Origin of the sequence: Polaromonas sp. YR568, from assembly GCF_943372955.1 — a bacterium.
Lineage (GTDB): Bacteria > Pseudomonadota > Gammaproteobacteria > Burkholderiales > Burkholderiaceae_C > Polaromonas.
This window is the reverse complement of record NZ_CALSAL010000001.1, coordinates 416,012-440,325: the sequence shown is the minus strand read 5'-3', so window position 1 is coordinate 440,325 and position 24,314 is coordinate 416,012. Positions and strand designations below refer to the sequence as shown.

24 protein-coding genes and 1 tRNA gene are annotated in these 24,314 nt (G+C 62.7%); 8 read left to right on the top strand and 17 right to left on the bottom strand.

Annotated features, from left to right (window positions below; genetic code table 11):
- Positions 1-5 precede the first annotated feature (5 nt).
- The gene (locus AAG793_RS02060) at positions 6-719 is read left to right on the top strand and encodes a YebC/PmpR family DNA-binding transcriptional regulator (RefSeq protein ID WP_341903340.1); all 714 of its coding nucleotides are present in this window, start codon (positions 6-8) and stop codon (positions 717-719) included.
- A 162-nt stretch (positions 720-881) separates the two neighbouring features.
- On the top strand, positions 882-1,433 hold the full coding sequence (locus AAG793_RS02055) for a LuxR C-terminal-related transcriptional regulator (RefSeq protein ID WP_341903337.1): 552 nt from the start codon (positions 882-884) through the stop codon (positions 1,431-1,433).
- A 9-nt stretch (positions 1,434-1,442) separates the two neighbouring features.
- Here the strand turns inward: AAG793_RS02055 and AAG793_RS02050 are convergent, their stop codons facing one another.
- Positions 1,443-2,585: an ABC transporter substrate-binding protein gene (locus AAG793_RS02050; RefSeq protein ID WP_341903335.1), complete on the bottom strand. Its 1,143-nt coding sequence runs from the start codon at positions 2,583-2,585 to the stop codon at positions 1,443-1,445.
- A gap of 217 nt (positions 2,586-2,802) precedes the next feature.
- On the opposite strand from AAG793_RS02050, the gene AAG793_RS02045 reads away from it, so the two are divergent.
- Positions 2,803-4,317: an AMP-binding protein gene (locus AAG793_RS02045; RefSeq protein ID WP_341903332.1), complete on the top strand. Its 1,515-nt coding sequence runs from the start codon at positions 2,803-2,805 to the stop codon at positions 4,315-4,317.
- Positions 4,310-5,119, top strand: a complete 810-nt coding sequence (locus AAG793_RS02040) for a 3-hydroxybutyrate dehydrogenase (protein WP_341903330.1) — start codon at positions 4,310-4,312, stop codon at positions 5,117-5,119. Before AAG793_RS02045 ends, AAG793_RS02040 begins: the two co-directional genes overlap by 8 nt.
- 21 nt (positions 5,120-5,140) lie before the next feature.
- Here AAG793_RS02040 and clpB read toward each other — a convergent pair whose 3' ends face one another.
- The gene (gene clpB, locus AAG793_RS02035; protein ID WP_341903327.1) at positions 5,141-7,741 is read right to left on the bottom strand and encodes an ATP-dependent chaperone ClpB; all 2,601 of its coding nucleotides are present in this window, start codon (positions 7,739-7,741) and stop codon (positions 5,141-5,143) included.
- 125 nt (positions 7,742-7,866) lie between these two features.
- Between clpB and AAG793_RS02030 the strand changes: the two genes are divergently transcribed.
- Entirely contained in the window at positions 7,867-8,478 is a 612-nt protein-coding gene (locus AAG793_RS02030) for a hypothetical protein (RefSeq protein ID WP_341903324.1), read from the top strand.
- 8 nt (positions 8,479-8,486) lie between these two features.
- Here the strand turns inward: AAG793_RS02030 and AAG793_RS02025 are convergent, their stop codons facing one another.
- The 7 genes from AAG793_RS02025 to AAG793_RS01995 form a co-directional block, all read right to left on the bottom strand.
- On the bottom strand, positions 8,487-8,963 hold the full coding sequence (locus tag AAG793_RS02025) for a molybdenum cofactor biosynthesis protein MoaE (RefSeq protein WP_341903322.1): 477 nt from the start codon (positions 8,961-8,963) through the stop codon (positions 8,487-8,489).
- A 72-nt stretch (positions 8,964-9,035) separates the two neighbouring features.
- Entirely contained in the window at positions 9,036-9,287 is a 252-nt protein-coding gene (gene moaD, locus AAG793_RS02020; protein ID WP_341903321.1) for a molybdopterin converting factor subunit 1, read from the bottom strand.
- Positions 9,288-9,301: 14 nt separating this feature from the next.
- A complete protein-coding gene (glp, locus tag AAG793_RS02015) occupies positions 9,302-10,555 on the bottom strand; it encodes a gephyrin-like molybdotransferase Glp (protein WP_341903319.1) in 1,254 nt (417 codons plus the stop codon).
- A 50-nt stretch (positions 10,556-10,605) separates the two neighbouring features.
- Positions 10,606-11,184 (bottom strand): molybdopterin-guanine dinucleotide biosynthesis protein B, encoded by a 579-nt coding sequence (gene mobB / locus AAG793_RS02010; RefSeq protein ID WP_341905359.1) that lies wholly within the window; start codon positions 11,182-11,184, stop codon positions 10,606-10,608.
- The gene (thrC, locus tag AAG793_RS02005) at positions 11,181-12,608 is read right to left on the bottom strand and encodes a threonine synthase (RefSeq protein ID WP_341903316.1); all 1,428 of its coding nucleotides are present in this window, start codon (positions 12,606-12,608) and stop codon (positions 11,181-11,183) included. Before thrC ends, mobB begins: the two co-directional genes overlap by 4 nt.
- Positions 12,608-13,930, bottom strand: coding sequence for a homoserine dehydrogenase (locus AAG793_RS02000; protein ID WP_341905356.1), 1,323 nt, complete (start codon positions 13,928-13,930; stop codon positions 12,608-12,610). The genes thrC and AAG793_RS02000 overlap by 1 nt, the downstream gene beginning before the upstream one ends.
- A gap of 96 nt (positions 13,931-14,026) precedes the next feature.
- Positions 14,027-15,250, bottom strand: a complete 1,224-nt coding sequence (locus tag AAG793_RS01995; RefSeq protein WP_341903312.1) for a pyridoxal phosphate-dependent aminotransferase — start codon at positions 15,248-15,250, stop codon at positions 14,027-14,029.
- A gap of 288 nt (positions 15,251-15,538) precedes the next feature.
- Between AAG793_RS01995 and AAG793_RS01990 the strand changes: the two genes are divergently transcribed.
- From AAG793_RS01990 to AAG793_RS01980, 3 genes are all read left to right on the top strand, one after another.
- The gene (locus tag AAG793_RS01990; protein ID WP_341903309.1) at positions 15,539-15,937 is read left to right on the top strand and encodes an Mth938-like domain-containing protein; all 399 of its coding nucleotides are present in this window, start codon (positions 15,539-15,541) and stop codon (positions 15,935-15,937) included.
- Positions 15,938-16,059: 122 nt separating this feature from the next.
- Positions 16,060-16,536, top strand: a complete 477-nt coding sequence (locus AAG793_RS01985; protein WP_341903305.1) for a peroxiredoxin — start codon at positions 16,060-16,062, stop codon at positions 16,534-16,536.
- Positions 16,537-16,723: 187 nt separating this feature from the next.
- Complete coding sequence (locus AAG793_RS01980) at positions 16,724-18,403, top strand: PhoH family protein (protein WP_341903303.1); 1,680 nt, start codon at positions 16,724-16,726, stop codon at positions 18,401-18,403.
- A gap of 74 nt (positions 18,404-18,477) precedes the next feature.
- On the opposite strand, the gene AAG793_RS01975 is transcribed toward AAG793_RS01980, so the two are convergent.
- From AAG793_RS01975 to AAG793_RS01940, 8 genes are all read right to left on the bottom strand, one after another.
- A tRNA-Val gene (locus AAG793_RS01975) sits at positions 18,478-18,552 on the bottom strand.
- A gap of 46 nt (positions 18,553-18,598) precedes the next feature.
- Complete coding sequence (gene dnaQ / locus AAG793_RS01970) at positions 18,599-19,303, bottom strand: DNA polymerase III subunit epsilon (RefSeq protein WP_341903301.1); 705 nt, start codon at positions 19,301-19,303, stop codon at positions 18,599-18,601.
- Positions 19,304-19,418: 115 nt separating this feature from the next.
- The gene (fdx, locus tag AAG793_RS01965) at positions 19,419-19,757 is read right to left on the bottom strand and encodes an ISC system 2Fe-2S type ferredoxin (RefSeq protein ID WP_341903298.1); all 339 of its coding nucleotides are present in this window, start codon (positions 19,755-19,757) and stop codon (positions 19,419-19,421) included.
- A gap of 14 nt (positions 19,758-19,771) precedes the next feature.
- Positions 19,772-21,634: a Fe-S protein assembly chaperone HscA gene (gene hscA / locus AAG793_RS01960; RefSeq protein WP_341903295.1), complete on the bottom strand. Its 1,863-nt coding sequence runs from the start codon at positions 21,632-21,634 to the stop codon at positions 19,772-19,774.
- A 41-nt stretch (positions 21,635-21,675) separates the two neighbouring features.
- Positions 21,676-22,194 carry a Fe-S protein assembly co-chaperone HscB gene (gene hscB, locus AAG793_RS01955; RefSeq protein ID WP_341903293.1) on the bottom strand — a complete coding sequence of 173 codons (519 nt, stop codon included), beginning with the start codon at positions 22,192-22,194 and terminating at the stop codon, positions 21,676-21,678.
- Between the two features lie 82 nt (positions 22,195-22,276).
- The gene (gene iscA / locus AAG793_RS01950) at positions 22,277-22,600 is read right to left on the bottom strand and encodes an iron-sulfur cluster assembly protein IscA (RefSeq protein ID WP_341903290.1); all 324 of its coding nucleotides are present in this window, start codon (positions 22,598-22,600) and stop codon (positions 22,277-22,279) included.
- 43 nt (positions 22,601-22,643) lie between these two features.
- Positions 22,644-23,030 carry a Fe-S cluster assembly scaffold IscU gene (gene iscU / locus AAG793_RS01945; protein WP_341903287.1) on the bottom strand — a complete coding sequence of 129 codons (387 nt, stop codon included), beginning with the start codon at positions 23,028-23,030 and terminating at the stop codon, positions 22,644-22,646.
- Positions 23,031-23,064: 34 nt separating this feature from the next.
- Positions 23,065-24,282: an IscS subfamily cysteine desulfurase gene (locus tag AAG793_RS01940; RefSeq protein WP_341903284.1), complete on the bottom strand. Its 1,218-nt coding sequence runs from the start codon at positions 24,280-24,282 to the stop codon at positions 23,065-23,067.
- Positions 24,283-24,314: the final 32 nt, after the last annotated feature.

Genomic DNA, 24,314 nt, shown 5'->3' with positions numbered 1-24,314 from the left:
TCCCCATGGGCGCGCAATGGAAAGCAAAAGGCAAGGAACTGGCAGCGAACGCCAAAGGCAAGGTGTTTGGCAAGCTGGCCAAGGAAATCATGGTGGCTGCACGCAGCGGCGCGGATCCGGCGTCAAATGCCCGGCTGCGGCTGGTGGTGGAGCAGGCCCGCAAGGTGTCGATGCCCAAAGACACCCTGGAGCGCGCCATCAAGAAAGGCGCTGGTCTAGGCGGCGAGGCGGTGCACTTTGAGCACGTGATGTATGAGGGCTTCGCGCCACACCAGGTGCCGGTGATGGTCGAGTGCCTGACCGACAACCTGAATCGCACCGCCTCCGAGGTGCGCGTGCTGTTCCGCAAGGGGCACCTGGGCACCTCTGGCTCAGTCGCGTGGGACTTTGACCATGTGGGCATGATCGAAGCCGAACCCACTGCCGCGGGCGCCGATGCAGAAGTCGCTGCCATCGAAGCCGGTGCGCAGGATTTTGAACCCGGCGAGGAGGCAGGCACCACACTGTTCCTCACCGACGCAGCCGACCTGTACCTCGTCAGCCACGCGCTGCCGGCGCACGGCTTCACGGTGCTCTCAGCGAAGCTGGGCTACCGGCCCAAGAACCCGATTGACCCGGGATCGCTCAGCCCGGCGCATCTGGAAGAAGTCGAGGCCTTCCTCGCGGCGATTGATGCCAACGACGATGTGCAGAATATTTTTGTCGGGCTGCGGGGATAAAGACACCGCCTGACATCGCCTCGGCTGAGTAGCACGACCGAGTCCGAATCGAACTGAAGATCGCACTGAAGATCGCGCTGAAAGTCGTAGTAAGGTATTTGCTGATGGCCAGTACCAGTACTTCCCCCACAATCGGGCCGCATGACAAGCCCCGATCACCTTATGGACACCCTGCACACGCTGGAGCTGGCCTTCAATCTGGCGCCGGTCGGCATGTGCGTTTCGCGCCAGCGGGTGGTTGAGCTGTGCAACGAGACTTTTGCGCGCCAGTTCGGCTACGAAATCGATGAACTGCTGGGGCAACCGCTGGCGCCGCTGTACCCGTCGATGGACGAATTCACGCATGTGGGCAACCTGGGGCTGCCGGTCATGCGGGAAAAGGGCACCTACAACGACGAACGCATCATGCGGCGCCGTGACGGCACGCTGTTCTGGTGCCATGTGGCCGGGCGCGCACTGGACCGCTCAGACCCTTTCGCCTGTGCCGTCTGGATGTTCGAGGACATTTCGGAACGCCGGCCCGTAACTCACCACCTGACGCTGCGCGAGCGCGAAATCGCCCAGCATCTGGTGACCGGATCAACCAGCAAGCAGATCGGGCGGGCACTGGGCATCAGTCCGCGCACCGTGGAGGCCCATCGCGGACGGCTGATGAAGAAATACGAAGCGGCCACCCATGGCGAACTGGTGGCGCGCCTCGTGGGTGGTGCCTGAGCGCCTGCCTCACTTCAGCAGTCTGCCGCTGCTGCCAATCACGGTCACCTCGACATAGCGCGAGCCCACGCGGTTCTCGGCGGAGTAACTCACCGAGGTTCCCCCGAGGTCAAAGCGCCCCATGCTCTCGAGCGCCTTCACCACTTTCGCGCGGGTCGGCTTCGGGCCGGCGCGCCGCAGCCCCTCCACAAGCACCTTGGCGCCAAGAAACTGCTCGAAGCTGGTGTAGTTCACCAACTCGCCCGGTGCGTACTTGCGCAGCAGGGCCTGGTATTCGCGCACCACGGGCAGACTCGGCATGAAGGGATAAGGCACCACCTGGCTGACGCCCAGTCCGTGCGCGTTCGCCAGGCCAGCGAGCTTGACGATCTCGGCCGGGTCCACCACTGAAATGTTGTAGAGCTGCGCCCCGCCGCCGGCTTCGCGGTAGCGCTTGATGAAAGCCGAGGTGGACTTGTTCACCGAAATCATGATCACCGCCTGGGCGTCCGAAGCCTTCACCTGCTTGACGGCCTCATCGACCTTGTCGGTGTTGCGTTCATAGGGCGCCGCGACCGAAAGCGTCAGCTGTCGCTTGGCCAGTGCTTTCTGCACCCCTTCGAGGCCAGCCTTGCCGAAGCCGTCGTCCTGGTACATCACGGCGATGCGCGTCATGCCCAGGGTAGTGACCTGCTGCACCATGTGCTCGGCCTCGTCGGCGTAACCGGCACGCACGTGAAAGATCCACGGGTTGAACGGGCTGCGCAGCGGCTCACCACCGGTGTACGGTGCCACCAGGGCCGCTCCGCCTTGCTCCAGCACACCGTCGGTCAGCAGCTTGCCGACATTCGAGGTGCCGGCAAAGCCGTACAACGCCACCACCTCGGGGTTGGCCAGCGCTTCCCGGGTCAGCCGCGCGGTTTCTTCCACCTTGTAGCCATCGTCGGCGACCAGCACGCGAATCTTCTGGCCGTGTATGCCGCCGGTGTCATTGATGTGGTTGAAATAGATCTGGCCACCCAGCACCATCTGCTTGCCGGTGCTGGCCAGCACGCCGGTCAGCGGCGCCAACTGGCTGATCACGATATCCGCTGCCAGCGCGGCGGTCTGCCCCAGCGCGAGTGCCAGCACACAGGCCGTCCGGCCAAGTACCCCTGTCAGTGCCTTTTTCATGCTTGTCTCCTTTGTTGTTCGACCCACTTCGGGAGCGCAAGCGTAGATGCCGTGGTGCCCGGCACGCCAGACGTAGTGTTACTCCATGGGGCATTCCATGAGGTATTACTACTCTATGGATGCTGCGTCGAGCAGGGCCTATCCTTGCGGCTTCGCCCGGAATCCCCGAGAAACCCTTGTCACACCCCCCTCACACTGGCTGGCACCAGCAGTCCGCATGAACCTCGCCATTACGCTCCGGCGCATCGCCCTGGCCGACCCGCAGCGGCCGGCGCTTTTTGAAGGCAGCCAGCAATTGCGCGACTACGGCGGGCTCGCTGAGCGGGCGGCCCGGCTGGCTGCGGCCTTCGCGGCTGCAGGCCTTGCCCCCGGCGAGCGCGTGGCGCTGTTCATGCGCAACCATCCGGCTTACCTTGAAGTGCTTTACGGCGCCTGGTGGGCGGGTCTGGTGGTGGTACCGATGAATGCCAAGCTGCATCTGCGGGAGGCGCAGTGGATACTGGACCACGCCCAGGCCAGCTGGGCATTTGTCACGCCTGATGTGGGCAGCGGGCTGGTGGCACCCGGCCGCACGCTGGACGTCACCAGCGCCGGCTACGAGGAACTCTTTGCCCTATCCCCTGCGCCCGTGACCGAGCGGTCTGCCACAGACCTCGCCTGGCTCTTCTACACCAGTGGCACCACCGGCAAGCCCAAGGGGGTCATGCTGACCCACCGCAATCTGCTGACCATGGGGATGACTTATTTTGTGGACGTGGATGCCATCGGGTCGCGTGACGCCATCGTGTACGCCGCACCGATGTCACACGGCGCCGGCATTTACGCCATACCCCACGTGATCGTGGGCGCACGCCACGTGGTGCCCGGGTCTGGCGGTTTCGATCCAGAAGAAATTTTCGGGCTGGCGCAATCGGTCGGGCGGCTCACCATGTTCGCAGCGCCCACCATCGTCAAGCGGCTGGTGGACCATGCCAGCGCCACCGGTGCGGACAGCAACGGCTTCAAGACCATCGTCTACGGCGGTGCACCGATGTACGCGGCCGACATCGAGCGTGCCATCGCGGTCATGGGGCCCCGATTTGTCCAGATCTACGGACAGGGCGAAAGCCCGATGGTGATCACCGCCCTTTCACGCGCCCAGCTGGCAGACACCCGGCATCCACGCCATGCCCAGCGCCTCGCCTCGGTTGGCATGGCACAGACACCGGTGGAGGTGCGTGTGGCTGACCTGGCTGGTCAGGCCCTGCCGTCGGGTGAGGTCGGTGAAGTGCTGGTCCGCGGGGACACGGTCATGAGCGGCTACTGGCGGGATGCAGAGGCCACGGCAGCCGCGCTGCAGGACGGCTGGCTTTTCACCGGCGACATGGGCTCGATGGACGAAGACGGATTTCTGACACTCAAGGACCGCAGCAAGGATGTGCTGATCAGCGGTGGCTCCAACATCTATCCCCGCGAGGTGGAAGAGGTCCTGCTGCTGGCACCCGGCGTGGCCGAGGCGTCGGTGGTGGGCGCACCTGATCCGGAATGGGGGGAAGTCGTGGTGGCCTTTGTGGTGCCTCAGCCTGGCGTGACGCTGGACACGGACACGCTGGACGCGGTCTGTCTGGCACACATCGCACGCTTCAAGCGACCCAAGCGCTACGAAATCGTGGAAAGCCTGCCGAAGAACAACTACGGCAAGGTGTTGAAAACAGTGCTGCGCGAGCAGCTGAAGGAGAAGCAGCGTGAGTGAGAAGCATCTGACAGGTCGCCGTGCACTGGTGACGGGTTCGCTGCAGGGTATTGGCCTTGCGATTGCAAGGGAACTGGCCCGTCAGGGCTGCACCCTGGTGCTGCATGGCCTGCCCAGCGACACCCTGGAGCAGCAAGCGCGCGCCGCCGTGCTCGACGCTGGCGCACCTGCAGTCGAGGTGTTGACGTACAACCTGCGCGAAGCCAGCCAGGTGCAACAGATGATGGAAGCCGCACTGGCCTCGGGCCCGATTGACATCCTCGTCAACAACGCCGGCATTCAGCACACCGCACCGCTGGCCGAGATGCCGCGCGCCAACTGGGATGACATCATTGCCATCAACCTGTCAGCCGCATTCGACACCATGCGCCTGGCGCTACCGCCCATGGCCCTTCGCGGCTACGGCCGGGTCATCAACATCGCGTCGGTGCACGGCCTGGTGGCCTCGGTTCACAAGGCGCCTTATGTGGCGGCCAAGTTTGGCATGGTCGGCATGAGCCGCGTGGCTGCGCTGGAATACGCCAATGCCGGAAGCCGCGAAAGCGGCGGTGTGACCGTCAATTGCATCTGCCCCGGCTGGACCGAGACAGCCATCATCCAGCCGCAGATTGATGCACGGGCCCTGCAACTGGGCACGGGGCGTGAAACTGCCGTGCGGGATCTGCTGAAGGAAAAACAGCCCAGCCAGCGCACCTCGCTGCCCGACGAAATCGCCCGCGTGGTCACCTGGCTGTGCGAACCGGCTGCGCACAACCTGACTGGCGTGTCGCTGCCGGTGGATGGCGGCTGGACGGCGCAATAGCCGTCCGTGCCGCGCGCCCATTCAATGTGCCGGCGCCTCGAAGCGGAACACCCCCGGCTCGCGGATCGGATCCACATCGACCGGGATGGTGCTCTTGGGCGGAAAGCGCCCTTCCAGCAGCAGCTTGGAGAGCGGGTTTTCAATCCGCTGCTGAATCGCACGCTTGAGCGGCCGGGCGCCGAACACCGGGTCGAAGCCGACCTTCGCCAGTTCGGAAATCGCCGCCTCTGACACCTCCAGCGTGAGGTCCATCTTCTGCAGGCGCTCCAGCAGTACCTGCAGCTGGATACGCGCAATCGACTCGATGTTTTTCGCGTCGAGCGAATGGAACACCACGGTCTCGTCAATGCGGTTCAAAAACTCGGGGCGGAAGTAGTTCTTCAGCTCGTCCGTCACAGCGTCCTTGATCTCGTCATACGGCTTGCCGACCATGTTCTGGATGATGGGCGAGCCGATGTTGCTGGTCATCACGATCACGGTGTTCTTGAAGTCCACGGTGCGGCCCTGGCCGTCGGTCAGGCGGCCGTCGTCCAGCACCTGCAGCAGCACATTGAAGACATCGGGGTGGGCCTTTTCCACCTCGTCGAGCAGCAGCACGCTGTAAGGCTTGCGGCGCACGGCTTCGGTCAGGTAGCCGCCCTCCTCGTAACCCACATAGCCCGGAGGCGCACCAATCAGGCGGGCCACCGAATGCTTTTCCATGAACTCGCTCATGTCGATGCGGATCAGGTGGTCTTCGCTGTCGAACAGGAAGCCGGCCAGCGCCTTGCACAGCTCGGTCTTGCCGACGCCGGTGGGGCCTAGGAACAGGAAGGAGCCGGTGGGCCGGTTCGGGTCGCTCAGACCTGAACGCGAACGACGGATGGCGTTGGCCACTGCGCCAATCGCCTCATCCTGGCCGACCACGCGCTGGTGCAGCTTGCCTTCCATCTGCAGCAATTTGTCGCGCTCACCCTGCATCAGTTTGGCCACCGGAATGCCCGTGGCACGGGCCACCACTTCGGCGATCTCTTCCGCACCGACCTGGGTGCGCAGCAGCTTGGGTGCGTTGTCGGCACCCTTTTTCGCCTCGGTAGCTTGCGCCTGTTTCAAGCGTTTTTCCAGCTCCGGCAGCTTGCCGTACTGCAACTCGGCCACCTTGTTGAAGTCGCCCTTGCGGGTGAACTCCTCGATCTGGAAACGGATTCGGTCGATCTCTTCCATCACGTCCTTGGAGCCCAGCGCCTGGGCCTTTTCGGCCTGCCAGATTTCGTCGAGATCAGAGATTTCCTTCTGCAGCCGGGTGATCTCTTCTTCGATCAGGCCAAAGCGTTTCTGCGAGGCCTCGTCCTTCTCGCGGCGCACGGCTTCGCGCTCGATCTGCAGCTGGATCAGCCGGCGGTCGAGCTTGTCCATCACCTCGGGCTTAGAGTCCATCTCGATCTTGATCTTGGCCGCGGCCTCGTCGATCAGGTCAATCGCCTTGTCGGGCAGGAAGCGGTCGGTGATGTAGCGGTGGCTCAACTCGGCCGCCGCCACAATGGCCGGGTCGGTGATCTGCACGCCGTGGTGCACTTCGTACTTTTCCTGCAGGCCGCGCAAAATGGCAATGGTCGCTTCCACCGTCGGCTCGCCCACCAGAATTTTCTGGAAGCGGCGCTCCAGTGCGGCGTCTTTCTCGATGTACTTGCGGTATTCGTCAAGCGTCGTGGCACCCACGCAATGCAACTCGCCGCGCGCCAATGCAGGTTTCAACATGTTGCCTGCATCCATCGCGCCTTCAGCCTTGCCGGCCCCCACCATGGTGTGCAGTTCATCAATGAAGACGATGGTCTGGCCTTCGTCCTTGGCCAGTTCATTGAGCACGGTTTTCAGGCGCTCTTCAAACTCGCCACGGAACTTGGCACCGGCCAGCAGCGCCGCCATGTCCAGACTCAGCACCCGCTTGCCCTTGAGCGACTCCGGCACCTCGCCGGCCACGATGCGCTGGGCCAGGCCTTCGACAATCGCGGTCTTGCCCACGCCGGGCTCACCGATCAGCACCGGGTTGTTCTTGGTGCGGCGCTGCAGCACCTGGATGGCGCGGCGGATTTCGTCGTCGCGGCCGATCACCGGATCCAGCTTGCCCAGCCGGGCGCGCTCGGTGAGGTCAAGGCAGTATTTCTTGAGAGCTTCGCGCTGGCCTTCGGCATCAGCGCTGTTGACGTTCTGGCCGCCACGCACGGCGTTGATGGCCGCCTCCAGCGACTTGCGCGACAAGCCGTTCTCGCGGGCGATCTTGCCCACCTCGGCCTTGCTGTCGGCCACGGCCAAAAGGAACAGCTCACCGGCGATGAACTGGTCGTTGCGCTTGATGGCTTCCTTTTCGGTGGCCTGCAGCAGCTTGGCCAGCTCCTGCCCGACCTGCACCTGTTCCTGCCCCTGCACCTGGGGCAGCTTCTTGACGGCAGTGTCTGCCGCCTGGCCAAGGCCATTGACGTTGACGCCTGCGCGCTCAAGCAGCGCCCGCGGGCCATCGTCCTGACGCAGCATGGCGGCCAGCAGGTGGGCGGGCTCGATGTAGGCGTTGTCGTTGCCCAGGGCCAGCGACTGGGCATCGCCCAGCGCTTCCTGGAATTTGGTGGTGAGTTTGTCTTGTCGCATGGAGAGCTCCCGATTCTGATTAACCGTCATTTAAGGCGCTGCGGGCGTTTTTCAATAGATTCCCGGCGGGGTTCGCACAACTTGCATCTGCTCACCATAGCGCGAACAGGACCTAGAATCGTTTGATGAATATCAAGCAGGTGACAGTCGCCTACCAGAGCGAGCAGGACCGCCTGCTGATGCGCTTCAATGCGGACCACACGGTCGAATTCCGTGTGTGGCTGACAAGGCGTTTCACGCTGGCCCTGCTGCCCGTGCTGCGCAAGGCTGCGGGCGACCAGCTGGCGCTGCTGGCGCCGGTGGTCGACGCGGCCATTCCGCTGGAAGATCAGCGCCAGCGCCTGCTCGAGCAGTTTCGCAAGGAAGAGCTGGCCTACGCGGGTGACTTCAAGACACCTTATGCTTCACCGACCGGTGCCGCAGAAACCGGAGCGTCCGGCTCCGAAAAACCGCCATTGCTGGTGACCGAGGTCAAGATCACTGTCCTCAAGCCCGGACAGCTTCAGATGCAGCTGTCTGAAAAGCTGCCGGGCCGCAACAGCCACATCGACCTGATGATGGACGCACAAATGACCCAGGGCCTGCTGCATCTGCTGACCCAGGCACTGAAGTCCTCCCAATGGCTGGAAGACATCACGCCGCTTGCTCCGCAGGCGTTACCTGCTGCTGGGTCGCCTGACGCCGAAGAGTCTGGGGCGCTGCCAGAACCTGCAGACCGCCCCAAATACCTGAACTGAGACCTCGCTCAGGCGTTGCTGGCCGCGATGCCCCATTTGGCGAGGGCTGCGTCGTCACTGACCCGAGCATCCACCCAGCGCGCACCGGCTGGCGTTTCTTCCTTCTTCCAGAACGGCGCCTGTGTCTTCAGGTAATCCATCAGGAATTCGCAGGCCTTGAAGCTCTCGCCACGGTGGGCTGAGGTCACAGCGACCATCACCACCTGGTCCAGTGGCTGCAGCAGACCGACACGGTGGATGACACGGGCGCCCAGAATATTGAAGCGTTTGAAGGCTTCGTCAATCATGGCTTCGATGGCTTTTTCAGTCATGCCGGGGTAGTGCTCCAGCTCCATGCTGCTGACGTTCAGCCCGTCATTGCGATCGCGCACAGTACCGACAAAACTGCAGACCGCCCCCACGCCCCGGTTGTCCGCGCGCAAGGCAGCGATCTCGTCGGCGAGGTTGAAATCAGCGGTCTGAATGAATACACGGGGCGAAGTCATGCAGCAATTTTGCCACTGCTCCTGCACACACGGGGTGTCGTCGCCGCTTGACGCGATGGCGTCGCCCCTGGATCAGCCGCCGGTGACAGGCGGGAAGAACGCGACCTCGCAACCCTCGCTGAGCAGCGCGGACTCGTCGCTCATCACTTGGTTGAGCGCCATGCGCACCGACTTGCCGCGCGCCAGGCTCTGGGCGTGGGCGGGGCTTGCGCTCAGCAGTTCATCGCGCAAGCCGGCCAGGGTGGTGGCTGCGGTGTCGCGTGTCTCACTGCCCTGCCCGATGGCTTCACGGATGGACGCAAAGTACTTGATGGTGACTTTCATGGCGGTGCTGCGAATCAGGCAAGGAATGCGGGAAAGGGAATGAACTGGACCGGATCGCCGTGGGCGATGGTCCGGCCGGCCGGGTTGTCCACCAGGCCATCGCCCCACACCGCCGACGTCAGCACGCCAGAGCTCTGGTTGGCAAACAGGTCAAGACCACCGGCCGCATTGCGGCGAACCCGGAGAAACTCGCGCCGCTTGTCGGCCTTGGGCCACACAAAGTGTGCAGGCAGCGTGATGGGTGATGGCGCCAGTTCCGTGCCCCCCTGCAGCGCCAGCAGAAACGGGCGCACCAGCAGCAGGAAAGTGACAAAGCTGGAGACCGGGTTGCCGGGCAAGCCGATGAAGTGGGCCGCGCCCACACGCCCATAGGCAAAGGGCTTGCCCGGCTTGATGGCCAGTTGCCACAAGCTGAGTTCACCGAGGGATTGCACGGCGGGCTTGATGTGGTCTTCTTCACCGACCGACACACCGCCGCTGGTGAGGATCAGGTCATGCTGCTGACTCGCGCCTTTCAGTGCGGCGGTGGTGGCATCCAGCCGATCGGGCACGATGCCGAGGTCGGTCACCACGCAGCCAAGGCGCTGCAGCATGGCACGCAAGAAGAAACGGTTGGAGTTGTAGATGGCGCCGGGCTTCATGTCGGCGGGGGCGACCTCGCCGGGCATGACCAGTTCATCGCCGGTGGAGAACAGTGCCACGCGCACACGCGGCGCGACGCTGAGTTCACCAAAACCAATGCTGGCCGCGAGACCCAGCGAGGCGGGGCTCAAGCGCTCGCCGTGCCGCAGGACCACATCGCCACGGGCCACGTCTTCGCCTCGGCGGCGAATCCATTGACCGGACTGCGGCATTTTCTGCACTTGCACTGCCGGCGATGCGTCACCCGCCTCGGCGGCGCGGGCGGTGCAGTCTTCCTGCATCACCACCGCGTCAGCGCCTGCCGGAATGGGGGCGCCAGTGAAGATGCGGGCGACGGTCCCGGTGGCCAGAGCCTCCCCATTGAAGCCGGCAGGAATGCGCTGGCTGACTGGCAGCCAGGCTTGCGGGTCGCCGCACTCGGCCGCACGCACCGCATAGCCGTCCATCGAGCTGTTGTCATGCGCGGGCACATCGAGGGCCGACACCAGATCTTCCGCCAGCACACGCCCGTCGGCCTCGAAGGTGGATACGCGCTCGTTACCAGCCAGTGGCAAGGCGTGCGCCAGCAACTCGGCAAGCGCCACATCCAGAGGTTTTAGCGGAGTGCGAACAGGGGCTTGGCTCATGGCGTGCAATGGAACAGGATACGAAAACAATCGGCGGCAAAGCGGCGCTGTCAGACCTCACCGAAGCGATGTTCAAACGAATAATGGAAACGTTCGTGATTGTTGACCAGGTATTCAGCGACTGAATCGGTATTGTTCAAATCCAGCACCGGCCGCAAGGTTGCGTGCGGCAAGCGGTCGGGGGCATCGGTGGCAATCGCCACGATGAAGTCATCGTCCATGTAACGGGCCGGGCTGCCGCTGTACTCTTCAGTGGGCGCGCGCCAGACTTCGATCTTGAGGATGTCGCTGCTCTTGAAACCCTCGACCAGTACCCAGTCGACACCGTCATAAAGTTCAGCAATCAGCTGGTGCACCGTCATGCGCGCGGGTTTTTCAAACTCCCGCACCAGCGCCAGCCGGTTCTGCGAGGCGACCACGACTTCAAAAGCACCCGCCTGCCGGTGACGGTGAGTGTCCTTGCCGGGCTGATCAATATCGAAGCTGTGATGCGCGTGTTTGACGACTGAAACTCGCAAACCACGGGATTTGAGTGCCGGGATCAACTTTTCGACCAGCGTTGTCTTGCCGGAGCCGGAAAACCCGGAAAAACCAACCACATTCATGTCATTACTTTCTGGCTGGTTCAGTTCACAGCTGCGACGATGTAGCGCTTGACGGCGGCAGCGTCGGCAGGCAGCTCCAGCACCCGCTTGGGCAGAGCTTCGATGCCTTCAAACTTCGCGGGCCGTGTGGGGGACTGACCCAAGGCTTCTTCAATGGTGGCGGCAAACTTGATGGGCAGCGCGGTTTCCAGCACGATCATTGGCACACCGGGCTGCAGGTGCTCACGCGCCACCTTTACGCCGTCAGCAGTGTGGGTGTCGATCATGGTGCCGAAGCGTTGCCAGATGTCGCGGATCGTGGCCAGCCGATTCGCATGGGTGCTCTTGCCGCTGGCAAAGCCGTAACGTTCCCGCGCCTGTGGAAACGCCGGGTCAGCTCCCAGATCAAAGCGCCCCTTGGCTGCCAGCTGGTCGTGGAACAGCACGCGGGTTTTGGCGCCGTCGCGGCCCAGCAGATCGAACACAAAACGCTCGAAGTTCGAGGCCTTGGAAATATCCATCGAAGGGCTGGAGGTCTCGTGCGTGTCGGCGCTGCTGCGCACGCGGTACACGCCGGTGCGGAAGAACTCGTCGAGCACATCGTTCTCGTTGGTGGCCACCACCAGACGCTCGATGGGCAGGCCCATCATGCGGGCCACATGGCCGGCGCAAATATTGCCGAAGTTGCCGGAAGGCACGGTGAAACTGACCTTCTGCGCGCTACCCGACGTGGCCTGAATGTAGCCCGCAAAGTAGTACACCACCTGCGCCAGCAAACGCGCCCAGTTGATGGAGTTGACCGTGCCGATCTTGTACTGGCGCTTGAAGTCCAGGTCGTTGCTCACCGCCTTGACGATGTCCTGGCAGTCGTCGAACACACCTTCAATCGCGATGTTGTGGATGTTGGCATCCTGCAGGCTGAACATCTGGGCCTGCTGGAAGGGGCTCATGCGGCCCTTGGGCGAAGTCATGAAGACGCGCACGCCCTTCTTGCCACGCATGGCGTACTCGGCCGCACTGCCGGTGTCGCCGCTGGTGGCACCGAGGATGTTCAGCTCTTCACCGCGGCGCGCCAGTTCGTATTCGAACAGGTTGCCCAGCAGCTGCATGGCCATGTCCTTGAAGGCCAGCGTAGGGCCGTTGGACAAGGCTTCGAGGTACAGACCGTCTTCGAGCGGGCGCAGCGGAACAATCTCGCGCGTGCCGAACACTTCTTCGGTATAGGTTTTCTCGCACAGCGCCCGCAGGTCGGCGGGCGGAATGTCGTCGATATAAAGCGAAAGAATTTCAAACGCCAGTTGCGCATAGCTGAGCCCACGCCAGCCTTCAAGCGTGGCAGAGCTGACCTGGGGGTAGTGCTCGGGCAGATAAAGGCCGCCGTCGGGCGCCAGACCTTCCAGCAGGATTTCACAGAAGCGCTTGCGGTCGCCGGCCAGGACCGACGCCGCGCGGGTGGAGACATAGCGCATCAGGCCAGGTCCTCCTTGCGGATGCGGATGATGGGCGCCAGCACGGTGGGCAACGCCTGCATCTGGGCCAGCGCACCATTCATCTTCGCTTCCACACAATCGTGCGTGAGGATGATGAGGTCGGTGTGGGTGGAGCCTTCGCCGCCCACCTCATCGGCTTCACGCTGCAGCACGGCGTCGATGCTGATGCCGGCCTGGGCCAGAATGCCAGTGACCTTGGCCAGAACGCCGGCTTCGTCGGCCACTTTCAGGCGCAGGTAGTAACTGGTGACGACTTCCGACATCGGCACCACCGGCAGATCGCTCATCGCATCGGGCTGGAAGGCCAGATGCGGCACGCGGTGCTCGGGGTCGGCGGTATGCAGGCGGGCAATGTCCACCAAGTCGGCAATCACGGCACTGGCGGTCGGCTCGCTGCCTGCCCCCTTGCCGTAATACAGCGTGGTGCCGACCGCATCGCCCTGCACCACCACGGCATTCATCGCGCCTTCGACATTGGCAATCAGTCGCTTCACCGGCACCAGGCTGGGGTGCACCCGCAGCTCGATGCCGTTGGCGGCGCGCTTGGTGATGCCCAGCAGTTTGATGCGGTAGCCCAGCTGCTCGGCGTACCGGATGTCCTGTGCGGCCAGTCCGGTGATGCCTTCCACGTAAGCCTTGTCAAACTGCACCGGAATGCCGAAGGCAATGGCCGACATCAGCGTGACCTTGTGGCCTGCGTCGACGCCTTCGATGTCAAAGGTCGGGTCGGCCTCGGCATAGCCCAGGCGCTGCGCTTCCTTCAGCACGACATCAAAGTCCAGCCCCTTGTCGCGCATCTCGCTGAGGATGAAATTGGTCGTGCCGTTGATGATTCCGGCAATCCACTGGATGCTGTTGGCCGTCAGGCCCTCGCGCAGTGCCTTGATGATGGGAATGCCACCGGCCACTGCGGCCTCGAACGCCACCATCACGCCCTTGCGGTGTGCAGCGGCAAAAATCTCGGTGCCATGCACGGCCAGCAGCGCCTTGTTGGCGGTCACCACATGCTTGCCCGCCTCGATGGCTTCCAGCACCAGCTGTTTGGCGATGCCGTAGCCGCCAATCAGCTCGATGACGATGTCCACATTCGGGCTGCTGACGACCTGACGCGCGTCGCCCACCACCTCGACGCCCTCGCCCACCACGGACTTGGCACGTGCTGTATCGAGATCGGCCACCATGGTGATTTCAATGCCGCGGCCAGCGCGGCGGCGGATTTCTTCCTGGTTGCGCTTGAGCACGTTGAAGGTGCCGCTGCCCACCGTGCCGATGCCCAGAAGGCCTACGCGGATGGGGCTCAAATTCGTCGATTTCGTCATGGCTGGAGTCTTGCGTTGCAGTCGATGTGACGGACCACCCGAAGGCAGCACATCACCAGGGGAAAAGTAAGAACGGAATCAGACCCGGTTCTTGCGGTAGTTCTCGAGGAACCTGGCGATACGGCCAATCGCCTCGCGCAGGTCTTCCTCATGCGGGAGGAACACGATCCTGAAGTGGTCAGGCGCTGGCCAGTTGAAGCCTGTCCCCTGCACCAGCATGACCTTGGTTTCCTTGAGCAGTTCAAGGAAGAACTGGCGGTCGTCCTGAATCGGATACACCTTGGGATCAAGGCGCGGAAACATGTAAAGCGCAGCCGTGGGCTTGACGCAGGTCACGCCGGGAATCGCCGTGATCAGTTCATAGGCCAGGTCACGCTGGCGGCGCAGGCGTCCGCCCTCGCGGGTCAAGTCATTGATGCTCTGGTAACCGCCCAGCGCGGTCTGGATCGCCCACTGGCCGGGCACGTTGGAGCACAGCTTCATGTTGGCCAGCATGTTCAGGCCTTCGATATAGTCCTGTGCGGTTTTCTTGGGGCCCGAGACCACCAGCCACCCCGCGCGGTAACCGCAAGAGCGGTAGCTCTTGGACAGCGAATTGAAGGTCAGCGTGAGCACGTCGGTGGACAGGCTGGCAATGGCCGTGTGCTGGGCGCCGTCATAGAGCACCTTGTCGTACACCTCGTCGGCCAGAATCACCAGACCGTGCTCGCGGGCGATGGCAACGATCTGGCGCAGCAAATCATCGGAATACAGCGCGCCGGTCGGGTTGTTCGGGTTGATCACCACAATGGCCTTGGTCTTCGGCGTGATCTTGCTGCGGATGTCGGCCAGGTCGGGCATCCAGCCATTGCTCTCGTCGCACATGTAGTGCACGGGCGTGCCGCCCGACAGGCTGGTTGATGCCGTCCACAGCGGGTAGTCGGGTGACGGCAGCAGCAACTCATCGCCATCGTCCAGCAAGGCATTGGTGGCCATGGCAATCAACTCGCTCGCGCCGTTGCCAAGGTAGATATCGTCCAGCGTCACGCCCTTGATGCCCTGCTTCTGGGTCTCGTGCATCACCGCCTTGCGCGCCGCAAAAATGCCCTTGCTGTCGGAGTAACCCGCCGACGCCGGCAGATTGCGAATCATGTCCTGCTGCACTTCCTCGGGCGCGTCGAAGCCGAACACCGCCAGGTTGCCCAGATTCAGCTTGATCAGCTTCTGGCCTTCTTCTTCCATCTGCTTGGCCGCATCCATGATGGGGCCGCGAATGTCGTACAGCACATTGGCCAACTTGGCAGATTTGGTGATCGGTTTCATGTCGTTTTTCAAACAGGAGGTCTCAGGCAGTTGCCCGCCGATGTTTCCCATCCGGGCCGTCAGTGACAGAAAGGGCCCTGGAACAGGGAAAATTCAGGCGGAATCTATAATTTGACCACATAAAAACCGCTTTTTTTGCTGCCTCACAGGGGCAACGAAGATGCAGCGGGGAGGCAAATGCCTCTACAGCAACACCGCCTCACGCAGTGCCTCACGACCAGAGGCGACCAAGGGCGACCAGAAACAGCCCATCGCCACCCCATTCACCTGCCACGGACCCGCCAGCGCATGAAACTCCAACCCGACCGACTCGATGTGCAGTCCATCCTGGGCTATGGCCCGGGCTGGGTCGGACTGGGCAGCAACGGCGTAGCCGAGCGCATTGAACGCAGCATCGTCATTGGCTCGCGCGGCGAGAAGTTCGACTGGAACTGCCCGCGCTTCGAGGACCTGACCGCCGCCCACTTCGAACTGCTGGGGCAGACGCGGCCGGAACTGGTGATTTTTGGCAGTGGTACGCGACTGCGCTTCCCGCCACCCGCCTTTTTGCGCGCACTGATGGCCCAGCGTATCGGCCTTGAAACCATGGACACACTGGCCGCCTGCCGGACCTACAACATCCTCGCCGGAGAGGGCCGGCAAGTGATCGCGGCCTTGTTGATTGAAACCCCCGACGCACTGCACTGAGCGGCTGCGGCTTTCAGGGTAAAATCTAGGGTTGCATTTGGTACCACCACCCGGTTTGTCCGCCGGGAATCCGTCCGAACGCCGCGGCCAATTACAACTACTTTCGTCAGGGTCCACTCAGTATGGCAGTCGTCGTCAACAAACCACTCCCCGAATTCGAAGCCCTCGCCACCAGCGGCATCAAGGTTTCCAACCAGTCCCACCTGGGCAAGGTTGTTGTGCTGTATTTCTACCCCAAGGACAACACCCCGGGCTGCACCACCGAAGCGATGCAGTTCCGCGACCGCTACAAGGATTTCGTGAAGGCTGGCGCCACGGTTTTCGGCGTGTCCCGCGACAACATGAAGTCGCATGACGATTTCAAGGCCAAGCTCGAACTGCCCTTCGAACTGATCGCCGACACCGAAGAAAAGATGTGCCACATGTTCGGCGTGGTCAAGAACAAGATCATGTACGGCAAGAAGGTCAAGGGCATTGAGCGCAGCACCTTCCTGATCGGTGCCGACGGCCAGCTCAAGGAAGAGTGGCGCGGCCTGAAAGTGCCCGGCCACGTCGACGAAGTGCTCAAGGCCGTCAAAGCCCTCAAGAAAGCCGCCTGAGCAGGGCACGCGGGGCCTCCACAGACCATCTGAGGCCACCCAGCAACACCAGATTGCCCTGTCACATGAGTTGTGCATAATGAGCTCATGCTGTTGACCTCCGCAACTGCGTTCACTGAAAAAGCCGCCCTGGCCTCAAGGCGGCTTTTTCACTTCTGGAAACTTCTTTTTGAGAGTTTTACGCACCATGCCCCTGCCCCCCGCCCCGACCAAACGTGCTGCCCTGCTCTCGCCCGACGCACTTGACGCGCCCGCCCGCTCGTCATCCCGGGGGGCACGAAAGACGGAAAACACGGAATCGGCGCAAAAACCACCGGTGATGGACCTGTTTGACAGCCGGGCAGTCGGTGACGGCGCCCACCTGGTGGCCTACAAGGACAAGCCCGCTGCGCGCACCGAGCGGGCCCCCGCAGTCAGCGACCGCGAGAGGGAGCCGGCGCCGAAGGTGGCCGAGAAGCCCAAGAAGCCGAAACGTACCGGCCCCACCAAACTGTTTGTCCTCGACACCAACGTGCTGCTGCACGACCCGATGTGCCTGTTCCGCTTTGAGGAACACGACATTTTCCTGCCGATGATCGTGCTGGAAGAGCTGGATGGCCACAAAAAAGGCACGACCGAGGTGGCGCGCAATGGCCGGCAGACCAGCCGCACGCTGGACGCGCTGGCGGGCGCGCAAGGCGCCGACATCGGCAAGGGCCTCAAGCTCGACACCACCGGCCACAGGGAAGCTGGCGGCTCGCTGTTCTTCCAGACCAAACCGCTGGACTACACCCTGCCCATGAGCCTGCCGCAGGGCAAGGCAGACAACCAGATTCTGGGCGTGGTCGAAGCGCTGCGCCGCGAATACGCACCGCGCGAGGTGGTGCTGGTGTCCAAGGACATCAACATGCGAGTCAAGGCCCGCGCCCTCGGGCTGGCGACTGACGATTACCAGAACGACAAGACGCTGGAAGACGGCGACCTGCTCTATTCCGGCTCGCTGGCCCTGCCACCCGACTTCTGGACCCGCCAGAGCAAGACCATAGAAAGCTGGCAACAGGGCAGCCACACCTTCTACCGCATCACCGGCCCCATCGTCGCCAACCTGCTGATCAACCAGTTTGTGTTTTTCGAAGCGCCGGGCGAGCCGCCTTTGTATGCCCGCGTCACGGAAATCCGCGCCAAGACGGCGGTGCTGAAGACCCTGAAGGACTACAACCACCTGAAAAACGCGGTGTGGGGCGTGACCACGCGCAACCGCGAGCAGAACTTCGCGATGAACCTGCTGATGGATCCGGAAGTGGACTTCGTCACCCTGGCTGGCACGGCCGGCACCGGCAAGACACTGATGGCGCTGGCCAGCGGCCTGACGCAGGTGCTGGACGACCGGCGCTACACCGAGATCATCATGACCCGCGCCACGGTGTCGGTCGGCGAGGACATCGGCTTCCTGCCAGGCACCGAGGAAGAAAAAATGGGCCCGTGGATGGGCGCACTCGACGACAACCTGGAAGTGCTGGGCAAAACAGACAGTGGTTCCGGTGAGTGGGGCCGCGCCGCCACCAATGAACTGATCCGCTCGCGCATCAAGGTCAAGAGCATGAACTTCATGCGCGGCCGGACCTTCCTGAACAAGTACGTCATCATCGACGAAGCGCAGAACCTGACGCCCAAGCAGATGAAAACGCTGATCACCCGCGCAGGCCCGGGCACCAAGATCATCTGCATGGGCAACCTGGCCCAGATCGACACGCCTTACCTGACCGAAGGCTCCTCCGGCATGACTTACGCGGTCGACCGCTTCAAGGGCTGGCCGCACGGCGGTCACATCACCCTGGCCCGCGGCGAACGCTCGCGCCTGGCAGACTTTGCAAGCGAGGTACTTTGACGAGCCGCTGAGTCGTTCGGGGCACGCCCCAAAGAAAAAAGGCCACGTCTTGCGACGTGGCCTTTTTCATTGTCTGGTGGGCGGTGCAAGTTTCGAACTTGCGACCCCTGCAGTGTGAATGCAGTGCTCTACCCCTGAGCTAACCGCCCTGTTGGTCAGCCTTAGATTATATGCTGATTTTGAAGCCTGCCACTTTCAGGCCGCCATCAAGCGCCACAGGGTCTTGCCTTTGCTGGCCTTGTCGATGTCCGCGAGCGCCTTCTCGTGGCTGCCCATTTCCTGCTCACTGGCACTCAACACCGGCAACTCAAACGCGCTCAGGTCGGCCTGCGGCAGGGGCTCGCCTTCGCCCGAGGTCGCGCCCACCTCCATCACCAGAGAGTTCTGGCCGCGCGTGAGGTTGATGTAAACGTCGGCGAGCAGCTCAGCGTCAAGCAAGGCGCCGTGCAGCGTGCGGCCGGAGTTGTCCACATCGAGCCGGTCGCACAGTGCATCAAGGGAATTGCGTTTGCCCGGAAACAGCTCTTTGGCCATCATCAGGCTGTCGGTCACCTTGGCCACGAAGTGCTTCAGCGGCTGCCGCCCGATCAGCTCCAGTTCCTTGTTCAGAAAGCTGACGTCGAACGGTGCGTTGTGAATGATGATCTCGGCGCCCTGCAGGTACTCCAGCAGCTCATCGGCCACGGCCTCGAACTTCGGCTTGTCCTTCAGAAACTCGTTGCTGATTCCGTGCACCTTCAGCGCGTCCTCATGGCTGTCGCGGCCGGGGTTCAGGTAGAAGTGCTTGTTGTTGCCCGTCAGCTTGCGGGCGACCAGTTCGACGCAGCCGATTTCAATGATGCGGTCACCGTTTTCAGCAGAGAGGCCGGTGGTTTCAGTGTCAAGAACGATTTGGCGCATGGCTCAGATGATAGCGGCGCTGCGTCAGTGAATATTTTTCCGCCGGGCCCGCTCCAAGGAAAAACGCGCCCCCTCGAGGGGCAGCGCAGCACACGCAGTGGCAAGCGTGGGGGCTCTAATGATTCTCTTTGGCGTGGTTGATCGAGTACTTGGGTATCTCGACTGTCACATCGGTCTGTGCCAGGAAGGCCTGGCAGCTCAGGCGCGACTGGGGCTCCAGCCCCCAGGCGCGGTCCAGCAGGTCCTCTTCGCTCTCGTCGAGTTCGTTCAGCGAATTGAAGCCCTCGCGAACCACCACATGGCAGGTGGTGCAGGCGCAGCTCATGTCACAGGCGTGCTCGATGTTGATCTTGTTGTCGAGCAAGGCCTCGCAAATCGAGGTGCCGGCCGGTGCTGAAATTTCAGCACCCTGTGGGCAGTACTCGGGATGGGGCAGGATTTTGATGATGGGCATGGTACTCAGTCCTTTCAGACCGCCTCGATGTTCTTTCCGGCCAGGGCTTGTCGGATGCCCCGGTTCATCCGCTGTGCGGCAAAGGCCTCGGTGCCCTTGGCCAGTGCCTGGGTCGCAGCTTCGATGGCAGCGGCGTCGCCGTGCGTGCGTGCGTAGGTCACGGCAATCACCAGCGTATCAATCTGCGCCCGTTCATTGGGACTGAGCAGATCGGCATCGGCCGCCAGCGCGCTTTGTGTGGCCAGCACCATGCGGTCGGCGTCCACCTGGGCCTCGGCCAGCGCCCTCGCCTGCATGTCCTGCTGGGCGGTTGAAAAACTGTCCTGCAGCATGCGGGCGATTTCGTCATCGCTCAGCCCGTACGAAGGCTTCACGTCAATCGTGGCCTCGACCCCACTGCCCTGCTCGCGCGCATGAACGCTGAGCAGGCCGTCCGCATCGACCGTGAAGGTCACGCGAATGCGCGCCGCGCCCGCAGCCATCGGCGGAATGCCGCGCAGCTCGAAGCGGGCCAGACTGCGGCAGTCGGTCACCAGATCGCGCTCACCCTGCACCACGTGCAGCGCCAGCGCCGTCTGGCCGTCCTGGTAGGTGGTGAAATCCTGCGCCATGGCGGTAGGAATCGTCTGGTTGCGCGGCACGATGCGCTCGACCAGGCCCCCCATGGTTTCAATGCCCAGCGAAAGCGGAATCACATCCAGCAGTAACAGATCGGCGCCGCTGTTGTTGCCGGCCAGCTGATTGGCGGAAATCGCAGCGCCCAGCGCCACCACTTCATCCGGGTTCAGGTTGACCAGCGGCTCACGACCGAAGAAGCTCGCCACGGCCTTGCGCACCTGCGGCATGCGGGTCGAGCCGCCGACCAGCACCACGCCCTGCACATCGTCCTTGGCCAGCTTGGCATCGCGCAGGGCCTTGCGGACTGCGGTCAGCGTGCGCTGCGTCAGATGAGCCGTGGCGGTTTCGAAGTCCTCGGCCTTCATCTCGAAACTCACCAGCGCCTTGGCCAGCTGCACGTTGAAAGGCACCGACGGCGCAGCCGACAGCGCTTCCTTGCACGCGCGGGCGGCGCGCTGCAGGGCGGCTGTGTCAGACGGCGTGAAGGTATCGGCGGACAAGCCCGCCTTGACCAGTACCCAGTCGACCAGCGCGCGGTCGTAGTCGTCGCCGCCGAGCGCGGAATCACCGCCGGTCGCCACCACTTCAAACACGCCCTGCGTCAGGCGCAGGATCGAAATGTCGAAGGTGCCACCGCCGAGGTCATACACCGCGTAAACACCTTCGCTGGCGTTGTCCAGACCATAGGCAATCGCCGCCGCCGTGGGCTCATTGATCAGGCGCAGCACATTCAGGCCTGCCAGCTGCGCGGCATCCTTGGTGGCCTGGCGCTGGGCGTCATCAAAGTAGGCGGGCACGGTGATCACCGCGCCGTAGATGTCGTCGTCAAACGTGTCTTCTGCACGGTAGCGCAGGGTGGCCAGAATCTCGGCACTGATCTCGACCGGGCTTTTCTCGCCGGCCACCGTTTGCAGCGTCACCATGCCGGGCTTGTCGTTCAGCGCATAGGGCAGCTGGTGGCGACTGCCGATGTCGTCGATGCCCCGGCCCATCAGGCGCTTGACGGACGAGATGGTGTTGCGTGGGTCTTCCACCTGCGCGGCCAGTGCCTCAAAACCGATCTGCCGCTGGCCACCTTCCAGATAACGGACCACGCTGGGCAGCAACACTTGGCCTGCCTCGTCGGGCAGACACTCGGCCACGCCATTGCGCACGCTGGCCACCAGCGAGTGCGTGGTGCCCAGATCAATGCCAACGGCGATGCGGCGCTGGTGGGGGTCAGGGGCCTGACCAGGTTCAGAAATTTGCAGAAGTGCCATGGGGCTTTAAAAGGGAATCGGGGAGTTTTGCGCCGGGCGCATCATTGTTCAAGCCGGTCCATGCGGGCGTCCACCTCCTGGATGAAACGCTCGACGAACATCAGGCTGCGCACCTGCTGGGCTGCGGCTTTGAAATTTTTCTCACTGTCGATCAGTTGTGCAATGTTTGACAGCGTGGTGCCCTGATAGGCGCTGGCCGTGGCGGCGATCTCTTCGAACGCTTCCGCGCTCTCCGCCTCATCCAGCGCCTCGCGCCACTGCATCTGCAGCATAAGAAAATCGCCTGGCATGGCCGTGTTGTTCTCGGCCTGGATAGGCACGCCATTGAGTTCGCACAGGTAGCTGGCGCGCCGCAGGGGGTCTTTCAGTCGCTGATAGGCCTCGTTGACCCGCACAGACCACTGCATCGCCACACGCTGCGCGGCTGCGCCCTGTGCAGCGAAGCGGTCGGGATGGGCTTCGCGCTGCAGTTCCTTCCATCTTGCATCCAGCGCCGCGCGCTCCAGCGCAAATTGCGCCGGAATGCCAAACAGCTCGAAGTCGGTGGATTGAAGGTTCATGCCAAGAAAAAGCCGCCTGCACACGCGGTGGGGCGGCGTTCGAAATACAGGAACTGGAAAGACGCCAGAAGGCTGGCGCGCCTCACACCCTGAAGCTCTCGCCGCAGCCGCAGCGGTCGCGCTCGTTCGGGTTGATGAACTTGAAGCCCTCATTGAGGCCTTCGCGCACAAAGTCCAGCTTCGTGCCGTCGATGTAGGCCATGCTTTTCGGGTCCACCAGCACCTTCACGCCGTTGTCCTCGAACACGACGTCTTCGGGGGCAATCTCGTCTGCGTATTCCAGCTTGTAGGCCAGGCCCGAGCAGCCCGTCGTCTTCACGCCCAGACGCACACCCACGCCCTTGCCACGCTTGGCCATGTAGCGGGTTACGTGGCGGGCAGCGGCGTCAGTCAGCGTTACGGACATTGGATTCACTCAAAAGGGAACAGTCAAAAATCAGCGGGGCAAATCAGTGCGTGTGCTTCTGTTTGTAGTCGTTCACGGCCGCCTTGATGGCGTCTTCCGCCAGGATGGAGCAGTGAATCTTCACAGGCGGCAAAGCCAGTTCTTCGGCAATCGCGCTGTTCTTGATGCTCGCCGCTTCGTCCAGCGTCTTGCCCTTGACCCACTCGGTCACCAGCGAGCTCGAAGCAATCGCCGAACCGCAGCCGTAGGTCTTGAAACGCGCATCTTCAATCACGCCAGTGACCGGGTTGACCTTGATCTGCAGCTTCATCACGTCGCCGCAGGCCGGCGCGCCAACCATGCCGGTGCCTACCGTGTCGTCGCCCTTTTCAAAGGAGCCTACGTTGCGGGGGTTTTCGTAGTGGTCTACCACTTTTTCGCTGTATGCCATTTTGTTTACCTCTGTATGTGCTGTGTATTGGCGCTCAATGCGCGGCCCACTGAATCGTTGAAAGGTCGACGCCATCCTTGAACATCTCCCAAAGCGGGGACAGTTCGCGCAACTTGGCCACGTTTTCCTTGATGGTCGCCACTGCGTAGTCAATTTCTTCTTCGGTGCTCCAGCGGCCAATCGTCATGCGCAGGCTGCTGTGGGCCAGTTCGTCGCTGCGGCCAAGGGCACGCAGCACATAGCTGGGCTCCAAGCTGGCCGAGGTACAGGCCGAACCGCTCGACACCGCCAGGCCCTTGATGCCCATGATGAGCGATTCGCCCTCGACAAAATTGAAACTCATGTTGAGGTTGTGCGGCACCCGCTTTTCAGCGTGGCCGTTGAGGAACACTTCCTCAACATCCTTCAGGCCATTGAGCATGCGCTCGTGCAGGGCACGGATGCGCTTGTTTTCCTCGTGCATCTCGGCCTTGGCAATGCGATAGGCCTCACCCATGCCCACGCACTGATGAGTGGGCAAGGTACCCGAACGCATGCCGCGCTCATGACCGCCACCGTGCATCTGGGCTTCCAGACGGACGCGCGGCTTGCGGCGCACATACAGGGCGCCGATGCCTTTGGGGCCGTAGGTCTTGTGGGAGGTCAGGCTCATCAGGTCGACCGGCAGCGTCTGCAGGTCGATGTCCACACGCCCGGTGGCCTGCGCCGCGTCGACGTGGAAGATGATGCCTTTTTCACGGCACAGTGCTCCGATGGCCGGGATGTCCTGGATCACGCCAATCTCGTTGTTGACGAACATGACGCTGACCAGAATCGTGTCAGGACGGATAGCCGCTTTCAGGGCGTCCAAATCCAGCAAGCCGTCGGCCTGCACATCCATGTAGGTGACCTCAAAACCCTGGCGCTCCAGTTCGCGGCAGGTGTCCAGCACGGCCTTGTGCTCGGTCTTGACGGTGATGAGGTGCTTGCCCTTGGTCTTGTAAAAGTGCGCTGCACCTTTCAAGGCCAGGTTGTTGGACTCGGTGGCACCGCTGGTCCAGACGATTTCACGCGGGTCCGCACCAATCAGGTCGGCGATCTGGCCGCGCGCCTTTTCAACGGCGGCTTCCGCTTCCCAGCCCCACGCATGGCTGCGCGATGCTGGGTTGCCGAAGTGCTCGCGCAACCACGGAATCATCGCGTCCACCACCCGCGGGTCGCAGGGATTGGTGGCGCTGTAGTCCATGTAGATCGGGAAGTGAGGGGTTTCCATGTGGCTGGCTCTTTGCTTTGAATACGCAGGCT

Coding starts and splice junctions, on each gene's coding strand:
- AAG793_RS02030 (WP_341903324.1), top strand. CDS start 7,867: ATGAATATCAAGCAGGTGACAGTCGCCTACCAGAGCGAGCAGGACCGC.
- AAG793_RS02055 (WP_341903337.1), top strand. CDS start 882: ATGGACACCCTGCACACGCTGGAGCTGGCCTTCAATCTGGCGCCGGTC.
- AAG793_RS01940 (WP_341903284.1), bottom strand. CDS start 24,282: ATGGAAACCCCTCACTTCCCGATCTACATGGACTACAGCGCCACCAAT.
- AAG793_RS01980 (WP_341903303.1), top strand. CDS start 16,724: ATGCCCCTGCCCCCCGCCCCGACCAAACGTGCTGCCCTGCTCTCGCCC.
- clpB (WP_341903327.1), bottom strand. CDS start 7,741: ATGCGACAAGACAAACTCACCACCAAATTCCAGGAAGCGCTGGGCGAT.
- dnaQ (WP_341903301.1), bottom strand. CDS start 19,303: ATGCGCCAAATCGTTCTTGACACTGAAACCACCGGCCTCTCTGCTGAA.
- AAG793_RS02045 (WP_341903332.1), top strand. CDS start 2,803: ATGAACCTCGCCATTACGCTCCGGCGCATCGCCCTGGCCGACCCGCAG.
- AAG793_RS01995 (WP_341903312.1), bottom strand. CDS start 15,250: ATGAAACCGATCACCAAATCTGCCAAGTTGGCCAATGTGCTGTACGAC.
- hscA (WP_341903295.1), bottom strand. CDS start 21,634: ATGGCACTTCTGCAAATTTCTGAACCTGGTCAGGCCCCTGACCCCCAC.
- glp (WP_341903319.1), bottom strand. CDS start 10,555: ATGAGCCAAGCCCCTGTTCGCACTCCGCTAAAACCTCTGGATGTGGCG.
- AAG793_RS01985 (WP_341903305.1), top strand. CDS start 16,060: ATGGCAGTCGTCGTCAACAAACCACTCCCCGAATTCGAAGCCCTCGCC.
- AAG793_RS02050 (WP_341903335.1), bottom strand. CDS start 2,585: ATGAAAAAGGCACTGACAGGGGTACTTGGCCGGACGGCCTGTGTGCTG.
- AAG793_RS01990 (WP_341903309.1), top strand. CDS start 15,539: ATGAAACTCCAACCCGACCGACTCGATGTGCAGTCCATCCTGGGCTAT.
- iscU (WP_341903287.1), bottom strand. CDS start 23,030: ATGGCATACAGCGAAAAAGTGGTAGACCACTACGAAAACCCCCGCAAC.
- fdx (WP_341903298.1), bottom strand. CDS start 19,757: ATGCCCATCATCAAAATCCTGCCCCATCCCGAGTACTGCCCACAGGGT.
- AAG793_RS02025 (WP_341903322.1), bottom strand. CDS start 8,963: ATGACTTCGCCCCGTGTATTCATTCAGACCGCTGATTTCAACCTCGCC.
- hscB (WP_341903293.1), bottom strand. CDS start 22,194: ATGAACCTTCAATCCACCGACTTCGAGCTGTTTGGCATTCCGGCGCAA.
- AAG793_RS02060 (WP_341903340.1), top strand. CDS start 6: ATGGGCGCGCAATGGAAAGCAAAAGGCAAGGAACTGGCAGCGAACGCC.
- thrC (WP_341903316.1), bottom strand. CDS start 12,608: ATGCGCTATGTCTCCACCCGCGCGGCGTCGGTCCTGGCCGGCGACCGC.
- iscA (WP_341903290.1), bottom strand. CDS start 22,600: ATGTCCGTAACGCTGACTGACGCCGCTGCCCGCCACGTAACCCGCTAC.
- moaD (WP_341903321.1), bottom strand. CDS start 9,287: ATGAAAGTCACCATCAAGTACTTTGCGTCCATCCGTGAAGCCATCGGG.